Raw genomic sequence first — 19453 nt, forward strand, 5'->3', positions numbered from 1 at the left:
CATTCAAATATATTTTTGAATGTATTTTAACATTAAACTTTGTAGATGTCAACTTCAGCTCCATCAAAATATAGATAAGAAGGTAGTGTACCAAATATTAAAAAGCCCTGCCATCGAAATTATAGCAGGGCTTAACTTCAATATCCAGATGATATATTTATCTAAAAAAGGTAGAGAAAAAGGTAGAGTTTGAATTGAAATACAGTGCAATATATCGCATTTGGCAAAAAGAAAAAACGCTTGAAATCAGCGTTTTTCTTCTGTATTGATTCGTATTGAATGCTTACTTCACTTCTGTAAACACAACGTGTTTGCGAAGTTTTGGTGAGTATTTCTTCAATTGAAGACGGTCTGGAGTGTTACGTTTGTTTTTAGAAGTAAGGTACAAGCGTTCACCAGATTCTTTGTGTTCAAGTGTGATATTTACGCGCATGGTAGCTCCCTTCTATTATTCTGCAGCAGCAGCTTTGGCAATCTTACGGCCCTTGTAGTATCCTTTAAGGGATACACGGTGAGAGCGTGAGTAATCACCAGTAGTTTCGTCAAAAGTTACAGTTGGAGCTGTCACTTTGTAGTGAGTGCGGCGTTTGTTTTTCTTCGCTTTGGAAGTGCGACGTGCAGGTACTGCCATTGTTTGTTTCTCCTTTTAGTTTGTGAATTCGATTCAATTTGATGATTTTCATCAACTTTAACAGTATAACAAAACTTTTTTGTAAAGTAAAGTTACTTGACAGATTTTTTTCTTCTTTTTGCTTGATAGGAAAAAGTTTCAAATCCGCCTCTATATTTTCCCAATCTTCTGAAAATTTAAAAATTTTCCTCTGTAAAATATAGCCTAAGTGTGGTATAATAAAGCACAAAGATTACTGTAATGAAAGGGAAAGATATGACAGATAAAGACATTCGTCACAGAAGTAAGATTTATGACAGTATGGTTAAATCTCCTAACCGTGCCATGCTTCGAGCGACGGGGATGACTGATAAAGATTTTGAAACGCCTATTGTTGGGGTGATTTCCACTTGGGCGGAAAATACACCTTGTAACATCCATTTGCATGATTTGGGCAAGCTAGCCAAGGAAGGTATCAAAGCAGAGGGCGCTTGGCCTGTTCAGTACGGGACTATTACGGTTGCGGACGGAATTGCCATGGGAACGCCAGGTATGCGCTTCTCTCTGACCTCACGCGACATCATCGCAGACTCCATCGAGGCTGCCATGGGTGGGCATAACGTGGATGCCTTTGTAGCTATCGGGGGCTGTGATAAAAATATGCCTGGCTCCATGATTGCCATTGCTAACATGGATATTCCTGCTGTCTTTGCCTACGGCGGAACGATTGCACCAGGGAATCTGGACGGCAAGGACATTGACTTGGTTTCTGTCTTTGAAGGAATCGGGAAATGGAACCATGGTGACTTGACAGCTGAGGAAGTGCGCCGCATTGAGTGTAATGCCTGCCCTGGCCCTGGTGGCTGTGGCGGTATGTATACGGCTAATACCATGGCGACGGCTATTGAAGTTCTGGGCATGAGTTTGCCAGGCTCCTCTTCTCACCCAGCTGAGTCCAAGGACAAGCAAGAGGATATCGAAGCAGCTGGCCGTGCTGTTGTGAAAATGCTGAAAATGGGGCTGAAGCCGTCTGATATTTTGACACGTGAAGCCTTTGAAGATGCAATCACAGTGACCATGGCTCTGGGTGGTTCTACCAATGCTACTCTGCACTTGCTGGCCATGGCACATGCGGCCAATGTTGAGCTGACGCTTGATGACTTTAATGTCATTCAAGAGAAAGTACCACATTTGGCTGACTTGAAACCGTCCGGTCAGTATGTCTTCCAGGACCTTTATGAGGTTGGTGGGGTGCCGGCTGTGATGAAATATCTCTTGGCGAACGGCTTCCTGCATGGTGACCGCATTACTTGTACAGGTAAGACGGTGGCAGAGAATCTGGCAGAATTTGCTGATCTGACACCAGGTCAAAAGGTCATTATGCCGCTTGAAAATCCGAAACGGGCAGACGGTCCATTGATTATCTTGCATGGGAATCTGGCTCCAGATGGCGCTGTTGCTAAGGTTTCTGGTGTTAAAGTACGCCGTCACGTTGGACCAGCTAAGGTCTTTGACTCAGAAGAAGCCGCTATTGATGCAGTACTGGCCGATGAAGTGGTCGATGGCGATGTGGTTGTAGTTCGCTACGTTGGACCAAAGGGTGGCCCTGGTATGCCAGAAATGCTGTCACTTTCGTCTATCATCGTAGGGAAAGGTCAAGGAGACAAGGTAGCCCTTCTGACCGATGGTCGCTTCTCAGGCGGTACTTACGGCTTGGTTGTCGGACACATTGCTCCAGAAGCCCAGGATGGTGGCCCGATTGCCTATCTTCGTACAGGCGATATGGTCACGGTTGACCAAGACACCAAGGAAATTTCCATGGCGGTATCTGATGAAGAACTGGCGAAACGTAAGGCAGAAACGACTATTCCACCGCTTTATAGTCGCGGGGTACTTGGTAAATATGCCCACATGGTATCTTCTGCTGCTAAAGGTGCTGTTACTGACTTCTGGAAACCAGAAGAAACCGGCAAGAAATAGCCTATATATGACAAAAGAACCCGCTAGTTTTTCTAGCGGGTTTGATGTTTTTGTTTTAAATGCTGATAAACGAATCATCTTCTTATCTAGGACTGATTCCCAAAGCAATGCGGCCGAAGCGGCTGATACGAGTGATTTTCCAAGCAGGAGACCAAGTAACCTCAACAGAGGCACTTTCAATCTCATCTATTTTTTTCAGAGAGTCCATAATGGCGATGGGCAGACTCTCAGCACAGTCACAGGCTGTATCAGTAAAGGTCATAACAACCTTGCAGTGGGCATTTTCGTCTAAGTTAATTTCATAAATCAGCCCTAAGTTATAGACATCCAGCTCTACATCCGGATCGTAAATACGCTCGAGCTTCTCCACCAATTTATCCTGAATTGCAGCTGCTCGGTCATTGATTTTGATATCGTCTCTCATGGCTATTCCCTTCTATCTGACTTGAATTGTTTTTATTTTCTCACAATTCAGACTTTTTTTCAAGCTATTTTGGAACATGAAAACGGATTTAGTTCTTCCAAACGAAAAATCCCTTTCGGGCTCCTCAAAATGGCGGACTTATGATAGAATATAAGTACTAAAGAAGGCGGAGGTCAGAAGATGAAATTACAAAAACCTAAAGGAACTCAGGACATTCTTCCTCAAGAATCAGCCAAGTGGCAGTATGTAGAAGACTTTGCCCGCAAGACATTTAAAAAATACAATTACGGCGAAATCCGCACGCCGATTTTTGAGCACTATGAGGTCATCAGCCGCTCGGTCGGGGATACGACAGACATTGTGACCAAGGAAATGTATGACTTCTATGACAAGGGCGACCGCCATATTACGCTGCGTCCAGAGGGGACAGCGCCCGTGGTGCGTTCTTATGTAGAGAACAAGCTTTTTGCTCCTGAAGTGCAAAAGCCAGTCAAAGTCTACTATATGGGCTCTATGTTTCGCTATGAGCGGCCTCAGGCTGGCCGTCTGCGGGAATTTCATCAGATTGGAGCAGAGTGTTTTGGATCCAGTAATCCTGCTACAGATGTAGAAATGATTGCCATGGCGGCTCAATTTTTCAAGGATATTGGTATTACTAATGTCAGCTTGGAGCTTAACTCGCTGGGAAATCCTGAGAGCAGAGCTGCTTACCGTCAGGCCTTGATTGATTATCTGACTCCACTGAAGCCTAGCCTATCAGCAGATAGCCAACGTCGCTTGGAGGAGAATCCGCTGCGCGTGCTGGATTCTAAAGAGCCCGAGGACAAGGCGGCTGTAGAAGGCGCTCCGTCTATTCTGGACTATCTGGATGAGGAGAGCAGTACCTACTTTGCGGCTGTTCGCTCCATGCTAGAGACCTTACAGATTCCTTATGTCATCAATACCAACATGGTCCGTGGGCTAGACTACTATAATCACACAATTTTCGAGTTTACGACAAAGGTGGCTGGCAGTCAGCTGACCATTTGTGCTGGTGGCCGTTATGATGGGCTGGTGGCTTACTTTGGTGGCCCTGAAACGCCAGGTGTTGGCTTTGGTATGGGCTTAGAACGCCTACTTCTCGTACTTGACAAGCAGGGAGTAGAGCTGCCGATTGAAACTGCTCTGGATGTTTATGTAGCCGTTCTAGGAGCTGGTGCCAATGGCAGAGCTTTGGAGTTAGTGCAGGCTCTCCGCGCACAGGGATTTGCTGCAGAGAGGGATTATCTAGACCGCAAGCTCAAGGCTCAGTTCAAGTCGGCTGATATCTTTAAAGCTAAAACTCTTATCACCTTGGGTGAAAGCGAAGTGGAGAGCGGTCAGGTGACAGTTAAGAACAATCATAATCGTGAGGAGATTACTGTTAGCTTAGACCAAATCCAAGAAAACTATCAGCTTATTTTTGAGAAATTGGGTTTTAAGCAAAGTATATAATTTTGTTTCACAAAGAGAATGTTACAGTTTTGTTACAGGAATATGATATAAAGCAACAAGTGGATAATATTTTGGTATAATAGTCATATTCTATTAATTTAAAAGGAGAAACAATGAAAAAATCCTTAAATTTGGTGTATTGCCTGCCTGTGTTCTTTTGCTTGGAGCTTGCTCAATGCTACCAAAGTCAGAGAAGAAAAAATCAGAAGATGTGAAGACAGAACAATCATCTTCATCCTCATCTGAGAAAGAAACGAATGAAAAGCGAATTGAGAAAGATGCCGATATCATTCTGCGAGCAGTCTTTACAGATCATTCTTCAGGTTTTACAACCTTAATGGGGACTTCTGTTGACAAATGGAAGAAAGGAATTTCTCAAGCCTACGTAGACGAAAACATATCCAAATATACGCCAGAAGAAGATTATACTATTGATTTAAAGACTGAATCATTTACTCCATCAAAAACATTAGAGTTGTTTGATCAGGCTCGCTTTAAAGTCTTGGCGACTATTGGGGATGACTTTGAGATTACTGGTGTTGAGGATGATGAAGAGACTGCAACAGTAACATTTAAGTCTCGTGCTATTGCAACCCGTGATTTGGCAAATGTGATTAATCTTGCTAAAGCGAGTCTCTTTGAAAATGGAATTGAAGATGTAAAAGAGTTGGAAGATTCGACTAATCCGGATCTTGAAAAACGTCTAGCTCTGCTTAATAACTTCCTTTTCTACTATGCTTTTGATCGGATGAATGAGGACTTTGGTTACATTGAACCTCGTGAGTTTACAATGGAGTTAACTAAAACCAAAGAAGGTCGCTACATTCTTACTGATGAGAGCTTCCTTGAATTACGTAAATCTATTTTTGTGAATGAGTATTCGTCTAATGATGCTGCAACACGTAAAGGTAATAAAACAACTGATTCTGGCTCAAAATCTGACTCAAGTTCATCTTCATCATCTGATAAATCAAAAGTGTAATAGCTCTGATTAAAATAATTTTAATTTTTTATTATTTATTGATGAGCGATAAAAATTAACTAAGAGAGATAAATTCTCTCTTTTTTGATGTTTTGATCGAAGAACCCCCTCTTCTTGAAGTTATGAAAAACTATATCTTAGGTATTTTATTTCTTGATATTCTTGCTAAGTGAGTTAATTTATAAAGCCTTAAGTCTATAAAATTTGGAGTATTATATTTTAAATTATATGCTAATCAATTATGATTTAGCTATCTATCATAATTTCATTTTAAATTGTCGTAGAGGAAGTATCAGTTTATACACTGCATAATATGCTATAATAGTCTATAGAAAGTCGAGGGAATGATGAAGAAAATATTATTGGTGGTTGTGGTGCAGGGTTTGGCTATCTTCGTGATTACAGGTCTGCTTTGTTATTTTATGCGGGGGGATTTTTTCTTCCGTGCTTTGGCGCCGATTTTTGGTCTGGCAGCGGGAGGTTTTCGCTTCGTGACGGCCATGGTGACAAAAGCGTTTGCGCCTAGTCTTTATGAGGACAGCAAGAAAAAGGAATAATCTATAGAGTAGACAGTAGGTCTGGGGTCTTTGCCTCAGGCCTTTTGTCATAACTGTCAGCCTTGGTCATGCGGAGCTTTAATATTTTTCAGAAAAAGAACGGACAGAAGGGCTTTCTTAGGCGCTTTGTGGTAAAATAGTAACAGAATTAAAAATTTGGAGAGTAAAGATGAAACGTTCTATGTATGCTGGGCGTGTTCGCAAGGAGCATGTTGGTCAGGAAGTCGCTTTGAAGGGCTGGGTAGCCCGCCGTCGGGATTTGGGCGGTCTGATTTTCATTGATTTGCGCGACCGCGAAGGCATTATGCAGCTGGTCATCAATCCTGAGACAGTGGCTGCTGAAGTCATGGCAACAGCAGAAAGTCTGCGCAGTGAGTATGTGATAGAGGTGACAGGTAAGGTGGCTGCGCGTGAGCAGGCCAATGACAAGCTGGCGACAGGAAGCGTGGAGCTGCATGTGGAAAGCTTGACTGTCTTAAATACAGCTAAGACGACGCCTTTTGAAATCAAAGACGGCATCGAGGTGAATGACGATACGCGTTTGCGCTACCGTTATTTGGACTTGCGCCGGCCAGAGATGTTGGAAAACTTCAAGCTCCGTGCCAAGGTGACTCACTCTATCCGCAATTATCTTGATGAGCTGGAGTTCCTTGATGTGGAAACACCTTTCCTATCTAAGTCAACGCCAGAAGGAGCGCGTGATTACTTGGTGCCTAGTCGGGTTCATCAGGGGCATTTTTACGCTCTGCCCCAGAGTCCGCAGATTACCAAGCAGCTCTTGATGAACGCTGGTTTCGACCGTTATTACCAGATTGTTAAATGCTTCCGTGACGAGGACTTGCGAGGTGACCGTCAGCCAGAGTTTACTCAGGTGGACTTGGAGACTTCTTTCTTGTCTGATCAGGAGATTCAGGACATTACAGAAGGCTTGATTGCTCGTGTTATGAAAGAGACCAAGGGTATTGATGTTTCTCTGCCTTTCCCTCGTATGAAGTATGATGATGCCATGGCTCTTTATGGGGTTGATAAGCCTGATACTCGTTTTGAGATGTTGTTGCAGGACTTGACAGATCTTGTCAAGGGAGTTGACTTTAAGGTCTTTTCAGAAGCTCCAGCTGTCAAAGCTATCGTGGTGAAAAATGCTGCAGATAAATACTCTCGCAAGGATATTGATAAGCTAACAGAGCAAGCGAAACAGCATGGTGCAAAGGGTCTTGCTTGGGTGAAAGTGGCTGATAGTGAGCTGACTGGTCCAGTTGCTAAGTTCTTGACAGACTTGACAAGTCAGTTGACAGAAGCTTTACAGCTTGAAAATAATGACCTAGTGCTCTTCGTGGCTGATACTTTGGAAGTGGCAAATGCAGCTTTGGGAGCTCTTCGTGTACGCTTGGCTAAAGAGTTGGACTTGATTGACCCTGATACCTTCAATTACCTTTGGGTGGTCGATTGGCCTATGTTTGAATGGTCAGAAGAAGAGGGCCGCTACATGAGTGCCCACCATCCTTTCACCCTGCCTCAGAAAGATTCTGAGCAAGAGCTGGAAGGCGACCTTAGCAAGGTAAGGGCTGTGGCTTATGATATTGTCCTCAATGGTTATGAGCTGGGTGGCGGCAGTCTTCGGATCAACCAGAAAGACTTGCAGGAGCGGATGTTCAAGGCGCTTGGCTTCTCGGCTCAAGAAGCTGCCGAGCAGTTTGGCTTCCTTCTGGAGGCTATGGACTATGGTTTTCCACCGCATGGCGGCTTGGCTTTGGGCTTGGACCGCTTTGTGATGCTCTTGGCTGGTGAAGAAAATATCCGCGAAGTTATTGCCTTTCCGAAAAATAACAAGGCTTCTGATCCAATGACACAGGCGCCTAGCCCAGTGTCGATCGCTCAACTAGAGGAATTAAGTTTACAAGTGGAAGCACATGAAGAAGACTAATTTTTATAAACTCTTTCGCTATTATGTCCGCAGGTTTGCTTATAATTTTAAGATTTTGCGGTCTTTAAAGAGTATCTCGCGTGAGAAGTACGACGAGAAGATTTCTGCCTCGCTTGTCTATGGCTTTTTGTCAGCTGTCGCAGTCAATTTCTTCTTTCAGCCGGGGCATGTTTATTCCAGCGGGGCGACTGGTCTGGCGCAGGTCATTACTGCCCTCAGTACTCGTTTCTTAGGTTTTACCATTCCGGTTTCTGTGACTTTTTACGCCATCAATATTCCGCTGATGATCCTGGCCTGGTACCAGATTGGGCATAAGTTTACCATTTTTACCTTTATCACGGTTACGATGAGCTCGCTCTTTATCCAGTTTGTGCCGGAAGTGACCTTGACTGATAATCCTATTATCAACGCCCTTTTCGGTGGTGTGGTCATGGGAACGGGGATTGGCTTTGCCCTTAAGTCCAGCATTTCAAGCGGTGGGACTGATATTGTTAGTTTGACTGTTCGGAAAAAAACGGGCCGGAATGTCGGAAATATTTCCTTGATTGTCAATGGGATTATTATGCTGATTGCGGGTTTGACCTTTGGTTGGGAGTATGCGCTGTACTCCATGATTACTATTTTTGTATCAAGTCGAGTGACGGATGCTGTCTTTACCAAGCAGAAGCGTATGCAAGCTATGATTATCACCAGCCATCCGGACAGGGTGATTGATAAGATTCACAACAAGCTGCATCGTGGGGCGACGGTAATCCATGGCGCCGAAGGAACTTACAATCATGAGAAAAAAGCTGTTCTGGTGACGGTGATCACTCGAGCCGAGTTTAATGAATTCAAGCAAATCATGAAGCATACAGATCCAGCTGCCTTCGTCTCCGTCGCAGACAATGTCCATATCTTAGGACTCTTTGTAGAGGAGTGAAGATATTCATTGTGTTTGGGAATGCGAAGCGGTATAGTTGGGAGTTTGTGCTTACAAAAGTTTTGCGATAGGAGATTCATATGCGGTAGGACAATAGTCCCACCGCTTTCTATTCTCTATGGTGGGGGTGGAAATCTCAAGTAAGAAAGGATATACAAATGCAGGAGATCTTCAGACAATGACGACGTATAAAAAAATCATGAATATCGCCTTGCCGGCTATGGCGGAGAATTTTTTGCAGATGCTCATGGGAATGGTCGACAGCTATCTGGTGGCCAGTCTTGGGCTGATTGCAATCTCTGGTGTCTCGGTGGCCGGCAACATCATTACGATTTATCAGGCAATCTTTATCGCGCTGGGGGCTGCTATTTCCAGTCTCATCTCCAAAACTCTGGCTCAAGGAGACAAGGAGCGTTTGGCCTATCATACAGCCGAGGCTATCAAGCTGACGTTGCTTCTGAGCCTTCTGTTGGGGCTGATTTCCCTGATCTTTGGCAGGCAGATGCTGGATCTTCTGGGGACGGAAAAGGCGGTGGCTGAAGCAGGCGGTCTTTATCTGGCTTTGGTTGGAGGGACTATTGTTCTGCTTGGCTTTATGACTTCTTTTGGAGCTCTGGTGCGGGTCACGCGCAATCCTAGATTCCCCATGTATGTCAGTCTTCTGACCAATGTCCTCAATGCCCTATTTTCTGCTCTGGGCATTTACGTCTTTCGACTTGGTATTGTCGGTGTAGCGCTGGGGACGGTGCTGGCTCGTTTGGTCGGTGTGCTGATTCTCTGGCGGGAGCTGGACTTGTCCACAATCTGCTGGCGCTGGGGCTTAGATGGAGAGCTCTTGCGCCTGTCTCTGCCGGCTGCTGGAGAGCGGCTCATGATGCGGGCTGGTGATGTAGTTATTATCGCCATTGTGGTCGTCTTTGGGACGGACGCAGTAGCAGGGAATGCCATCGGTGAAGTTCTGACGCAGTTTAATTATATGCCAATCTTCGGTGTCGCAACAGCAACAGTCATGCTGGTAGGCCATGCAGTAGGTGAGGGAGATATGAAAGAGGTCGGTCTGATTCGTCAGCGGACCTTCTGGCTGTCTTTTGCTTGCACGCTACCCATGGCTCTAGGGATTTTCGTTTTTGGTCGGCCGCTGACCTTGCTCTATACGGATAATAGCGGAGCTATTACAGCCAGTCTTTCAGTCATGCTTTTCTCCCTGCTGGGAACTCCCATGGCAGTTGGAACCGTGATTTACACAGCTATCTGGCAGGGGCTGGGCAATTCCAGACTGCCCTTTTATGCCACGACTGTTGGCATGTGGCTGATTCGCATTATTGCCGGTTACTTGCTGGGAGTGACCTGTGGCTTGGGTCTGCCGGGGGTCTGGGCTGGGACGCTCTTGGACAATGGCTTCCGCTGGTTATTTTTAAAGGTTTTATTTGACAGAAAAATGAGGGAAATCACATGACAAAAGCGTTTATTTGGGATTTGGACGGCACCTTGCTGGACTCCTACGATGCTATTTTGGCGGGGATTGAGGAAACCTATGCTCACTATGCTCTGGACTTCGACAGGGCTAGTATTCACAGCTATATCCTAAAGCACTCTGTGCAGAAGCTCTTGGAAAAAGTAGCGTCTGAGAAAGGTCTGAACGCTGCCGAGATGAATGTCTTTCGTGGAGTAAGTCTAAAGGAAAAGAATGCTCAGGTCCATCTGATGGAAGGAGCTGCGGAGATACTGGCCTGGGCTGAAGAGCAGGGCATTGCCCAGTTCGTCTATACCCATAAAGGAATCAATGCCCATCAAATTTTGCAAGACTTGGACATTCATGACTATTTTACAGAAATCATCACAACAGCCAACGGCTTTGAGCGCAAGCCCCACCCAGAAGGGGTTGACTATCTGCTCGAGAAATATGGTCTGGATAAGCAGAAGACCTACTATATCGGCGACCGGACGCTGGATGTGGATGTCGCATTCAACAGTGGCATCCAGAGCATTAACTTCTGTGACTACCGACCGGAAATCAATCAGAAAATAGAGAAGTTGGTGGATATCAAGCGATTATTCACAAGATAAAAAGCAGACTAGAACTGATCTACTGTCAGTCTAGCCTGCTTTTTCTTTTACATATGCTCAATGTGAAGTTCTAGCAAAAACTCAAGAGCCTCGGGAGAACAGTTCTTTTTTTCGATAGGGAAACCGATATTTGGCCCCAACATGATATAAAAATCATCCTTAGTATGAAAAACTTTAACGATGTCATCATAGCTATAAAGAAACTCTCCTCGTTTGCTTTTCACAGAAAATTTATCTTTCTCAAATATAAGGGTTTGCTCCATATTCTTCCAGAAAGGAGTTTTTTGATAGGCTTTCTTTATCTGAAAGTCCATGCCAAAGTACATTGCTGAGAATGTCACCAAAGATATAAATAGCACGGTAAAGAAAGAAAAACGCTTCAGGTTGTCAGGTAGGAAGGTTAGATAGAGAGACAGGATTCCTATAAAAATGATAATATTCAGCAAAAAACTTTTCCCGCGTAAGAAAATAGACCAAGCAAATCGTTGATACACTTCTTCAGTCATAAGAGTTGTAATACGGATTGGAAACATCTTTTACCTCCAGTTTTTATATTATAACATATAAGAGCGATAAGATTTAGTCGAATCTTGCTAGGCGATACCATCTTTTATAGGAGCCGAGTGATTTTTTCGTTTTTATCTAAAACTAGCACATCTGGCATGGGAAGATTATGCCAAAAGTTATAATCAATGTTGGAAACGAATGCGCTTAGTAAAATGCAGATAAGGTTACCATGGGAGCTAATGATAATCTCTTCGTTTTGATGTTTGCTTTCCAGTTCATGAAGAAGAACTAGGGCTCGCTGTTGAGCTCGTTGATTAGACTCGCCACCAACAAATGAAAAAGTCGGCTGTGAACAAAGTTGCATGAGGGCTTCTTCAAAGTCTTGGTCGGCAATCGCTTGACTACTTAGCTTTCGCTCTATTAGCCGTTTGTCGGTTTGAATAGCGAGTTTCAGACTCTGATCTAAAGGCTCAACTGTTTGGATAGCCCTTCGATAGGGGCTAGAATAAATAGCTTTAATGGGTTTGTCTGCTAAAAATTCAAGCTTTGCCAAGGATTCTTGCCCTTTGTCTGATAATGGTCGGTTGATTTCATCAGGTGTATAGTTAGAATGCGCATGACGGATAAAATAGTAGGTGTTGTTCATAAGATGATTATAGCAAAATTTAAATCTCCATTCATTTTCTACCTATTTTCCACGCCGCCTTTTCTGTCTTTGTCCGCCTTTCGTGTTATAATAAACCTATGGAAAAAAAGAATAAGTTATTATTAATTGACGGTTCGTCCGTTGCTTTTCGCGCTTTTTTTGCGCTTTATAATCAAATTGACCGTTTCAAGAGTCCATCGGGCCTGCATACCAATGCCATTTATGGCTTCCACCTCATGCTCAATCATCTCTTGGAGCGCGTGCAGCCGACCCATGTCCTAGTAGCTTTTGATGCTGGCAAGACGACCTTCCGGACCGAGATGTACGCCGACTATAAGGCTGGTCGGGCCAAGACACCAGATGAATTTCGTGAGCAGCTGCCTTTTATCCGTGAAATGCTGAAGCACCTAGGCATTCACTTCTATGACTTGGCTCAGTATGAGGCGGATGACATTATCGGGACCTTGGACAAGATGGCTGAAAAGACAGCTGTGCCTTACGATGTGACCATTGTCAGCGGCGATAAAGACTTGATTCAGCTGACGGATGATAATACCGTGGTGGAGATTTCCAAGAAAGGCGTGGCTGAGTTTGAGGAATTTACCCCAGCCTACCTCATGGAAAAGATGGGCATCACGCCAGAGCAGTTTATTGACCTCAAGGCGCTGATGGGCGATCAGTCGGATAATATCCCCGGCGTGACCAAGATTGGTGAGAAGACTGGTCTCAAGCTCCTCTTGGAGTACGGCTCTTTGGAAAATCTCTATGAAAACATTGACCAGCTCAAGGCTTCCAAGATGAAGGAAAATCTGATCAATGACAAGGACAAGGCTTTCTTATCTAAAACCCTAGCCACCATCAATACTCAGGCTCCAATTGAAATCGGGCTGGATGATTTGGTTTATAAGGGTCCTCAGATAGAAACTCTGAGCAAGTTCTATGACGAGATGGGTTTCAAGCAACTCAAGGCTCAGCTAGGGACTGGTCAAGAGCCGGTAGAAGTCAAACCAATTGAATTTACCAAAGTGACTGAGGTGACAGCAGATATGCTGGCACCGGAGCAATTCTTCTATTTTGAAATCTTGGGTGACAACTACCACAAGGAAGACATAGTCGGTCTTGCCTGGGGCGATAGCCGTCAGATTTATGTCGGCACCAGCGATTTACTGCAACAGCCTCTCTTTCAGGAATTTCTGACCAAAACAGCTCTGAAAACCTACGACCTCAAGCGGACCAAGGTACTGCTCAGTCATTATGGTATCGAACTGCCAGCAGCATCCTTTGATGCGCGTCTAGCCAAGTATCTGCTTTCGACGGTCGAGGACAATGAGCTGGCGACTATTGCTCGCCTCTACGGCCAAACAATTCTGTCGACTGATGACGAGGTTTATGGCAAGGGAGCCAAGCGCGCTTTACCGGAGCAAGCGCAGCTCTTTGAGCATATGGCTCGTAAGATCCAAGTATTGCTGGAAACAGAAGAACCGATGCAAGAGCAGCTTCGTTCCCACGACCAGCTGAATTTGTTGCTTGAAATGGAGCAGCCATTGGCCTTTGTCCTAGCCAAGATGGAGATTGCGGGGATTAAGGTTGAGCGGGAAACTCTGCAGGGCATGCAGGCAGAGAATGAAAAGACGCTGGAAAGTCTGACCCAAGAGATTTATGATCTGGCTGGTCAGGAGTTCAATATTAACTCGCCGAAACAGCTGGGAACCATTCTCTTTGAGGATATGGGGCTGCCGCTGGAGTACACCAAAAAGACCAAGACAGGTTACTCGACAGCGGTTGATGTGCTGGAGCGCCTAGCTCCCATTGCACCGATTGTGTCTAAGATTCTGGAATACCGTCAAATCAGCAAGCTCCAGTCCACTTATATCGTCGGACTGCAGGAGGCGATAGCGGCTGATGGCAAGATTCACACTCGCTATGTTCAGGATTTGACTCAGACGGGCCGCCTGTCCTCGGTTGACCCCAACTTGCAGAATATCCCCGTTCGTTTGGAGCAGGGCCGCCTCATTCGCAAAGCTTTTGTGCCAGAGTGGGCAGATAGCGTGCTACTCAGCTCGGATTATTCTCAGATTGAGCTGCGGGTGCTGGCTCACATTTCGCAGGACGAGCATCTGATTGCTGCCTTTCAGCATGGAGAAGATATTCATACGGCTACAGCCATGCGGGTTTTTGGTATTGAAAAGGCAGAGGATGTGACACCTAATGACCGCCGCAATGCCAAGGCTGTCAACTTCGGAGTCGTCTATGGCATTTCCGACTTTGGACTGGCCAATAACCTCGGCATTTCCCGCAAGGCTGCTAAGGACTACATTGTGACTTATTTTGAGCGTTTCCCTGGTATCAAGAATTATATGGAAACGATTGTCCGCGAAGCGCGTGATAAGGGCTATGTAGAGACCATTTACCATCGCCGTCGCTCCTTGCCGGACATCAATTCCCGCAACTTTAACATCCGAAATTTTGCAGAGCGCACAGCTATTAACAGCCCGATCCAAGGATCTGCCGCAGACATTCTCAAAGTCGCTATGATTAATCTAGATCGAGCTCTGACAGAGAAGGATTTCAAGTCTCGCATGCTCTTGCAGGTTCACGATGAAATCGTGCTGGAAGTGCCAAATGACGAGCTAATAGCCGTCCGCCAGCTAGTCAAAGAAACCATGGAAGCCGCGATTGCACTGGCCGTTCCACTAGTGGCTGATGAAAATGCCGGCCAAACTTGGTACGAGGCGAAATAAAACAAGATACAAAGAGCGTCAAAGTCAACTGAAAATTAGGAATCCGGACGAAGGAGTCATGCTCCTAGAACGGATTATCTATTTTCTAAGGTTTTAGCCCGGATTCAGTTAAGACGCAATACGTACAAACTATCCAGCTTTATTATGAATGAGGAGGAAGCCTATGACTTATCATTTTCAAAATCCCAGCGATGCCATCGTCAAGCATTATTTGAAAAACAGCAAGGTGATTGCCGTTGTCGGCCTGTCTGACCGCGAAGAAACGACTAGCAACCGTGTGTCCAAGGAAATGCAGGAGCGAGGCTATCGCATTATTCCGGTCAACCCGCGGGCAGCGGGCAGTCAAATTTTTGGTGAAACTGTTTATGCCAGTCTTAAAGACATTCCTTTTCCGGTGGATATTGTCGATGTATACCGCCGCAGCGAGTTTTTGCCAGATGTGGCACTAGATTTTCTGCAGACGGATGCCAAGATTTTCTGGGCTCAGTTGGGCTTGGAGAGTGAGGAGGCTGAGCAGATTTTGCGGACAGCCGGTCGGGATGACATTGTCATGGATCGCTGCATTAAACGCGAGCATACCCGCTTGATTCTGGGCGAATAGAATGGACAAGTTAGTCATCATTCGTGGCAATTCTGGCTCTGGCAAGTCTAGCCTAGCTAAGAAACTGCAGACTCACTATGGCCGAGGGACTCTCCTGATAGCGCAGGATACGGTTAGACGGGATATGCTCAAGGAAAAAGTTGAGCCAGGAAATTTATCTATTGATCTGACGGAAACGTTGGCCAGCTTCGGCTACGAACATGATTTGCTGGTTCTGGTAGAAGGGTTTTATGAGACGGACTTTTACGGACAGATGCTAGAGCGGTTGAAAAAACTCTTCGCTCCGCAGGTCTTTGCCTACTACTATGACCTATCCTTTGAAGAAACAGTCCGCCGCCATCAGACTAGAGCTAAACAAGAAGAATTTTCCCCTGCCGACATGAAGCGCTGGTGGAAAGACCGAGACTTCTTAGGCTGGGAAGAGGAAGCTTTTTTTACAGATAAGGATTCACTAGAGACAGCCTTTGATAAAATCTGCTCTACCCTTGACAAGACAGAAATATAATAGTAAATAAAAAAACAACTCACAAGCTTAGGACAAGGAGTTCCGTGCTTGCGGGTTGTTTTCGTTTAGAATAGCTTTTTCTTTTTTCAACTCTTCGTAGAAAAGAATGTAAGCAGTCGCTGTATAAGGAAGAACCATAATATTCAGTACACCGTAAGTCATTTTGGCCAATAAATTCCAGCCGATGAAGCTCAGGTCTAGCATAAACAGCTTTCTTTTATAGCCCTTCATGAGCTTCCGACTTTGACGGATAGCAGAGAAAGCTCCCAGGTAGGTGTCAGTCTCAAGCTGGTCATATAGGATCAGCTCTGCTTGAGAATATGCGTAGTACTGAGGGATGGTGATGCCTAGACCAACCAATATCAAGAGGCTTCCCAGTAACATACCAGGGGTGTATTGAAGAATCTGCTGACCTGCCTCGCTTTGAGCAGTCAGCACAGTATGGGCAGGAAGTTTTTCCGAAATATTGAGAATCTTATAAGCATTGAAGACGGACAGAAGACTCCCGCAAAATATAGGAAGATTCCAAAGGAAAAGCAAGAGCTGCTTGAGCAAAACGGTTTTAAAAACAGGTGTGAAGTTCTTGCTCATAAAAAGATGCCCAATATCTGAAAAATTGACATCATCCTTTGTCTTACGAAGAACCTTTATCATGGTGTAGCTGGCAGAAAGCAGTAGCAAGGTCAAGATAAACTGGATGGTTGTCGGGAAAAGATTTTTGCTAATGAGAAGATAGATGGACTGGCTAAAAGTTAGGCTGGGAATGGAGTCTCTTAGATTCCCAATAAGGGAAAGCAAGATGTTTAGGATACCGGCAAGAGTCGGGGCTGCAAACAAAAGAAAAATCCCCCTCGTTTGACTGCGGACGGTACGAGCCTGGGCTCTGATGTTACTTAGATTCATAATTCCTCCATTTGGATTTGTCTGTTACATTATATCATACCCCGTGACAGATAGAAGTTTTTTTGGTAAAATCATACGGTATCTTGTGAGCCCTTGCTGCTTATTATATAGAAGAAAAATCGCTGGGACTGTTTTTCCCGGCAGGAGGAAACATGTTAACATCACCGATTCAGTATCGTTTGATCAAAAAAGAAAAGCACACAGGTGCCCGTTTGGGAGAGATTATCACACCTCACGGGACCTTCCCAACGCCTATGTTTATGCCGGTTGGCACTCAGGCGACAGTTAAGACCCAGTCCCCTGAAGAGCTCAAGCAAATGGGTTCTGGTATTATCTTGGCCAATACCTATCATCTCTGGCTACGTCCAGGCGATGAGCTAATTGCCCGTGCAGGTGGTCTGCACAAGTTCATGAACTGGGACCAGCCTATTCTGACCGATAGCGGCGGTTTCCAGGTTTATTCTCTAGCTGACAGCCGCAATATTACAGAAGAAGGAGTAACTTTCAAGAACCACCTCAATGGTTCCAAGATGTTCCTATCGCCAGAAAAGGCCATCTCTATCCAGAACAATCTAGGCAGCGACATCATGATGTCCTTTGATGAGTGTCCACAGTTCTACCAACCTTATGACTATGTCAAGAAGTCCATTGAGCGGACTAGCCGTTGGGCAGAGCGTGGCCTCAAGGCCCACAGCCGTCCGCACGACCAAGGTCTCTTTGGGATTGTTCAGGGTGCTGGGTTTGAAGATTTGCGTCGTCAGTCTGCTCAAGACTTGGTCAGCATGGATTTCCCAGGCTACTCAATCGGAGGACTGGCAGTTGGTGAGTCTCACGAAGAGATGAATGCAGTGCTAGACCTCACAACTCCTCTACTACCTGAAAACAAACCCCGCTATCTTATGGGAGTAGGAGCGCCAGATAGCTTAATCGATGGTGTTATCCGTGGTGTGGATATGTTTGACTGCGTTCTGCCGACTCGGATTGCCCGAAACGGTACCTGTATGACGAGCGAAGGGCGTCTGGTGGTTAAAAATGCTCAGTTTGAGGAAGATTTCACGCCGCTGGATCATGACTGTGACTGCTACACTTGCAGCAACTACACGCGGGCCTATATCCGCCACTTGCTCAAAGCGGACGAAACCTTTGGGATCCGCCTGACCAGTTATCACAACCTCTACTTCTTGGTAAACCTTATGAAGAAAGTTCGCCAAGCTATCATGGATGACAACCTGCTGGAATTCCGTGAAGACTTTATTGAGCGCTACGGCTACAATAAATCCAGCCGAAATTTCTAAGAAGCTCCATTTGAAAGGGGAAGCCATGTCTGATGAAGAGAAATTGCTGAAAAGATTGACAGCGTATCTGTCAGACGACCAAAAACATACTATACGTATATATGGTCATGGTGCTTCAGGCAAGTCAACTTTTGCTCGAAAACTCCAGCTAGCCTTGGGTGAGGAACGAGCCAATCTGCTAGCAACAGATCCTTATGTAATTACTGGGGAGTATCGAGATCTCCTCAGTTCCAAAGATTTTCCTCATCAAAAAGTAACAGCCTGTCTCCCAGCTGTCCATGAGCTCGGGAGTCTGGAGCGAGATATTTGCGCCTTGCAGTCTGGTCTGGATATTCTGACCATTGGCACAGCTTGGTCGCCTAGCTTGCGTTTATCAGCCCAAAAGCCAAATTTAATAGTAGAAGGCATGTCAGCTGCCTTTTTGCCTGACAGTTTGTTTGATTTGTCGATTTGCTTTTACACGGATGATCAGACCGAGTTAGAACGCCGCTTGGCTCGGGACGTGGCTGTGCGAGAGCGCAGGTCAGATTGGATAGAGCAGACGCATTTGGCTCGAAGAGAGCAATATAGGCACTTTTATCAGCCCTATCTAGCGACTGCAGACCTTGTCATCTGCCAGTCGGGCAACAGCTTTCGCATCGAAAAGGACAGCCCTTTGCTATAAAACAAGTAGCCAAGGGTAAATTTTCATTTTTTATCTCACTGATGTGCGTCAGTGAGATTTTGTATTTTCTGAATACAAAATCGAATAAATAGGTGAAAAAGTTTAAATTTTCTTCTAGATAATGACTTACAAGACTTATACATTGTTTAGAAAACACTTTCATAAAAAATTATCCTAAAAATCTTTAAAAAATTACTCAAATCCCTTGCAATGACTGGTTCTTTGTGTTAAGATACTATGGTGCTGTAGAAATACAGTGTGTAGCTTTGATGCAAGAGGTTGCGACACGCTCGGTTGCATTGCCACGTAATCGCCTGTCGGTTTTCTTGTGGAGCTAGCCTATTATCTTAAATAGACGAAAAGGAGAAAAAGATGGCAAACAAAAAAATCCGTATCCGTTTGAAAGCTTACGAACACCGTACGCTTGACACAGCGGCTGCAAAAATCGTAGAATCAGCTACTCGTACAGGTGCACAAGTTGCGGGTCCAATCCCACTTCCAACTGAACGTAGCCTCTACACAATTATTCGTGCGACTCACAAATACAAAGACTCTCGCGAACAATTTGAAATGCGTACTCACAAACGCTTGATCGACATCATCAACCCAACTCAAAAAACAGTTGACGCTTTGATGAAATTGGATCTTCCAA

General features: G+C 45.0%; 21 protein-coding genes. 15 read left to right on the forward strand and 6 right to left on the reverse strand.

Annotation, left to right across the window (positions count from 1 at the left end):
- Nucleotides 1-19 precede the first annotated feature (19 nt).
- Complete coding sequence (locus RYK49_RS10780) at nt 20-193, forward strand: hypothetical protein (protein WP_002894150.1); 174 nt, start codon at nt 20-22, stop codon at nt 191-193.
- Nucleotides 194-283: 90 nt separating this feature from the next.
- Here the strand turns inward: RYK49_RS10780 and rpmG are convergent, their stop codons facing one another.
- Nucleotides 284-433 (reverse strand): 50S ribosomal protein L33, encoded by a 150-nt coding sequence (gene rpmG / locus RYK49_RS10785; protein ID WP_001265622.1) that lies wholly within the window; start codon nt 431-433, stop codon nt 284-286.
- Nucleotides 434-448: 15 nt separating this feature from the next.
- On the reverse strand, nt 449-631 hold the full coding sequence (gene rpmF, locus RYK49_RS10790; protein ID WP_002894148.1) for a 50S ribosomal protein L32: 183 nt from the start codon (nt 629-631) through the stop codon (nt 449-451).
- Between the two features lie 255 nt (nt 632-886).
- Between rpmF and ilvD the strand changes: the two genes are divergently transcribed.
- Nucleotides 887-2590 (forward strand): dihydroxy-acid dehydratase, encoded by a 1704-nt coding sequence (gene ilvD, locus RYK49_RS10795; RefSeq protein ID WP_023917059.1) that lies wholly within the window; start codon nt 887-889, stop codon nt 2588-2590.
- 82 nt (nt 2591-2672) lie between these two features.
- On the opposite strand, the gene RYK49_RS10800 is transcribed toward ilvD, so the two are convergent.
- Nucleotides 2673-3014, reverse strand: a complete 342-nt coding sequence (locus RYK49_RS10800) for a metal-sulfur cluster assembly factor (protein WP_125445902.1) — start codon at nt 3012-3014, stop codon at nt 2673-2675.
- A 180-nt stretch (nt 3015-3194) separates the two neighbouring features.
- On the opposite strand from RYK49_RS10800, the gene hisS reads away from it, so the two are divergent.
- The 7 genes from hisS to RYK49_RS10835 all read left to right on the forward strand — a co-directional run bounded on the left by hisS (nt 3195) and on the right by RYK49_RS10835 (nt 10939).
- Nucleotides 3195-4487: a histidine--tRNA ligase gene (gene hisS / locus RYK49_RS10805; protein ID WP_314831311.1), complete on the forward strand. Its 1293-nt coding sequence runs from the start codon at nt 3195-3197 to the stop codon at nt 4485-4487.
- Nucleotides 4488-4662: 175 nt separating this feature from the next.
- Nucleotides 4663-5469, forward strand: coding sequence for a hypothetical protein (locus RYK49_RS10810; protein ID WP_314831310.1), 807 nt, complete (start codon nt 4663-4665; stop codon nt 5467-5469).
- A gap of 344 nt (nt 5470-5813) precedes the next feature.
- The gene (locus RYK49_RS10815) at nt 5814-6026 is read left to right on the forward strand and encodes a hypothetical protein (protein WP_032906234.1); all 213 of its coding nucleotides are present in this window, start codon (nt 5814-5816) and stop codon (nt 6024-6026) included.
- Nucleotides 6027-6195: 169 nt separating this feature from the next.
- Nucleotides 6196-7950, forward strand: coding sequence for an aspartate--tRNA ligase (gene aspS, locus RYK49_RS10820; RefSeq protein ID WP_314831309.1), 1755 nt, complete (start codon nt 6196-6198; stop codon nt 7948-7950).
- Complete coding sequence (locus tag RYK49_RS10825) at nt 7937-8872, forward strand: YitT family protein (RefSeq protein ID WP_002894123.1); 936 nt, start codon at nt 7937-7939, stop codon at nt 8870-8872. Before aspS ends, RYK49_RS10825 begins: the two co-directional genes overlap by 14 nt.
- Nucleotides 8873-9050: 178 nt before the next feature.
- Nucleotides 9051-10328 (forward strand): MATE family efflux transporter, encoded by a 1278-nt coding sequence (locus RYK49_RS10830; protein ID WP_314831308.1) that lies wholly within the window; start codon nt 9051-9053, stop codon nt 10326-10328.
- Entirely contained in the window at nt 10325-10939 is a 615-nt protein-coding gene (locus RYK49_RS10835) for an HAD-IA family hydrolase (protein ID WP_314831307.1), read from the forward strand. The genes RYK49_RS10830 and RYK49_RS10835 overlap by 4 nt, the downstream gene beginning before the upstream one ends.
- Before the next feature lie 47 nt (nt 10940-10986).
- Here the strand turns inward: RYK49_RS10835 and RYK49_RS10840 are convergent, their stop codons facing one another.
- Nucleotides 10987-11472 carry a YcxB family protein gene (locus RYK49_RS10840; RefSeq protein WP_314831306.1) on the reverse strand — a complete coding sequence of 162 codons (486 nt, stop codon included), beginning with the start codon at nt 11470-11472 and terminating at the stop codon, nt 10987-10989.
- A gap of 77 nt (nt 11473-11549) precedes the next feature.
- Nucleotides 11550-12092 carry a histidine phosphatase family protein gene (locus RYK49_RS10845; RefSeq protein ID WP_314831305.1) on the reverse strand — a complete coding sequence of 181 codons (543 nt, stop codon included), beginning with the start codon at nt 12090-12092 and terminating at the stop codon, nt 11550-11552.
- 98 nt (nt 12093-12190) lie between these two features.
- On the opposite strand from RYK49_RS10845, the gene polA reads away from it, so the two are divergent.
- From polA to RYK49_RS10860, 3 genes are all read left to right on the forward strand, one after another.
- The gene (polA, locus tag RYK49_RS10850) at nt 12191-14833 is read left to right on the forward strand and encodes a DNA polymerase I (protein WP_314865687.1); all 2643 of its coding nucleotides are present in this window, start codon (nt 12191-12193) and stop codon (nt 14831-14833) included.
- A 163-nt stretch (nt 14834-14996) separates the two neighbouring features.
- The gene (locus tag RYK49_RS10855) at nt 14997-15434 is read left to right on the forward strand and encodes a CoA-binding protein (RefSeq protein ID WP_061591887.1); all 438 of its coding nucleotides are present in this window, start codon (nt 14997-14999) and stop codon (nt 15432-15434) included.
- 1 nt (nt 15435) lies between these two features.
- A complete protein-coding gene (locus tag RYK49_RS10860; protein WP_314831303.1) occupies nt 15436-15939 on the forward strand; it encodes a kinase in 504 nt (167 codons plus the stop codon).
- Between the two features lie 27 nt (nt 15940-15966).
- Here RYK49_RS10860 and RYK49_RS10865 read toward each other — a convergent pair whose 3' ends face one another.
- Nucleotides 15967-16842 (reverse strand): DUF975 family protein, encoded by an 876-nt coding sequence (locus tag RYK49_RS10865; RefSeq protein WP_314831302.1) that lies wholly within the window; start codon nt 16840-16842, stop codon nt 15967-15969.
- Between the two features lie 152 nt (nt 16843-16994).
- Between RYK49_RS10865 and tgt the strand changes: the two genes are divergently transcribed.
- The 3 genes from tgt to rpsJ form a co-directional block, all read left to right on the forward strand.
- Entirely contained in the window at nt 16995-18137 is a 1143-nt protein-coding gene (gene tgt / locus RYK49_RS10870; protein WP_314831301.1) for a tRNA guanosine(34) transglycosylase Tgt, read from the forward strand.
- A 25-nt stretch (nt 18138-18162) separates the two neighbouring features.
- Nucleotides 18163-18801, forward strand: a complete 639-nt coding sequence (locus RYK49_RS10875) for a phosphoribulokinase (RefSeq protein WP_314831300.1) — start codon at nt 18163-18165, stop codon at nt 18799-18801.
- A 372-nt stretch (nt 18802-19173) separates the two neighbouring features.
- Nucleotides 19174-19453, forward strand: a 280-nt coding sequence (gene rpsJ / locus RYK49_RS10880; protein WP_314865689.1) for a 30S ribosomal protein S10, incomplete at its 3' end; no start/stop codon positions are given.

The organism is uncultured Streptococcus sp. (assembly GCF_963525625.1).
Taxonomy (GTDB): Bacteria; Bacillota; Bacilli; order Lactobacillales; family Streptococcaceae; genus Streptococcus.

Coding starts and splice junctions, on each gene's coding strand:
- RYK49_RS10800 (WP_125445902.1), bottom strand. CDS start 3,014: ATGAGAGACGATATCAAAATCAATGACCGAGCAGCTGCAATTCAGGAT.
- RYK49_RS10865 (WP_314831302.1), bottom strand. CDS start 16,842: ATGAATCTAAGTAACATCAGAGCCCAGGCTCGTACCGTCCGCAGTCAA.
- RYK49_RS10855 (WP_061591887.1), top strand. CDS start 14,997: ATGACTTATCATTTTCAAAATCCCAGCGATGCCATCGTCAAGCATTAT.
- RYK49_RS10815 (WP_032906234.1), top strand. CDS start 5,814: ATGATGAAGAAAATATTATTGGTGGTTGTGGTGCAGGGTTTGGCTATC.
- rpmG (WP_001265622.1), bottom strand. CDS start 433: ATGCGCGTAAATATCACACTTGAACACAAAGAATCTGGTGAACGCTTG.
- RYK49_RS10860 (WP_314831303.1), top strand. CDS start 15,436: ATGGACAAGTTAGTCATCATTCGTGGCAATTCTGGCTCTGGCAAGTCT.
- RYK49_RS10840 (WP_314831306.1), bottom strand. CDS start 11,472: ATGTTTCCAATCCGTATTACAACTCTTATGACTGAAGAAGTGTATCAA.
- ilvD (WP_023917059.1), top strand. CDS start 887: ATGACAGATAAAGACATTCGTCACAGAAGTAAGATTTATGACAGTATG.
- RYK49_RS10810 (WP_314831310.1), top strand. CDS start 4,663: ATGCTACCAAAGTCAGAGAAGAAAAAATCAGAAGATGTGAAGACAGAA.
- RYK49_RS10780 (WP_002894150.1), top strand. CDS start 20: ATGTATTTTAACATTAAACTTTGTAGATGTCAACTTCAGCTCCATCAA.
- RYK49_RS10825 (WP_002894123.1), top strand. CDS start 7,937: ATGAAGAAGACTAATTTTTATAAACTCTTTCGCTATTATGTCCGCAGG.
- rpmF (WP_002894148.1), bottom strand. CDS start 631: ATGGCAGTACCTGCACGTCGCACTTCCAAAGCGAAGAAAAACAAACGC.
- RYK49_RS10830 (WP_314831308.1), top strand. CDS start 9,051: ATGACGACGTATAAAAAAATCATGAATATCGCCTTGCCGGCTATGGCG.
- RYK49_RS10875 (WP_314831300.1), top strand. CDS start 18,163: ATGTCTGATGAAGAGAAATTGCTGAAAAGATTGACAGCGTATCTGTCA.
- RYK49_RS10845 (WP_314831305.1), bottom strand. CDS start 12,092: ATGAACAACACCTACTATTTTATCCGTCATGCGCATTCTAACTATACA.
- tgt (WP_314831301.1), top strand. CDS start 16,995: ATGTTAACATCACCGATTCAGTATCGTTTGATCAAAAAAGAAAAGCAC.
- hisS (WP_314831311.1), top strand. CDS start 3,195: ATGAAATTACAAAAACCTAAAGGAACTCAGGACATTCTTCCTCAAGAA.
- polA (WP_314865687.1), top strand. CDS start 12,191: ATGGAAAAAAAGAATAAGTTATTATTAATTGACGGTTCGTCCGTTGCT.
- aspS (WP_314831309.1), top strand. CDS start 6,196: ATGAAACGTTCTATGTATGCTGGGCGTGTTCGCAAGGAGCATGTTGGT.
- RYK49_RS10835 (WP_314831307.1), top strand. CDS start 10,325: ATGACAAAAGCGTTTATTTGGGATTTGGACGGCACCTTGCTGGACTCC.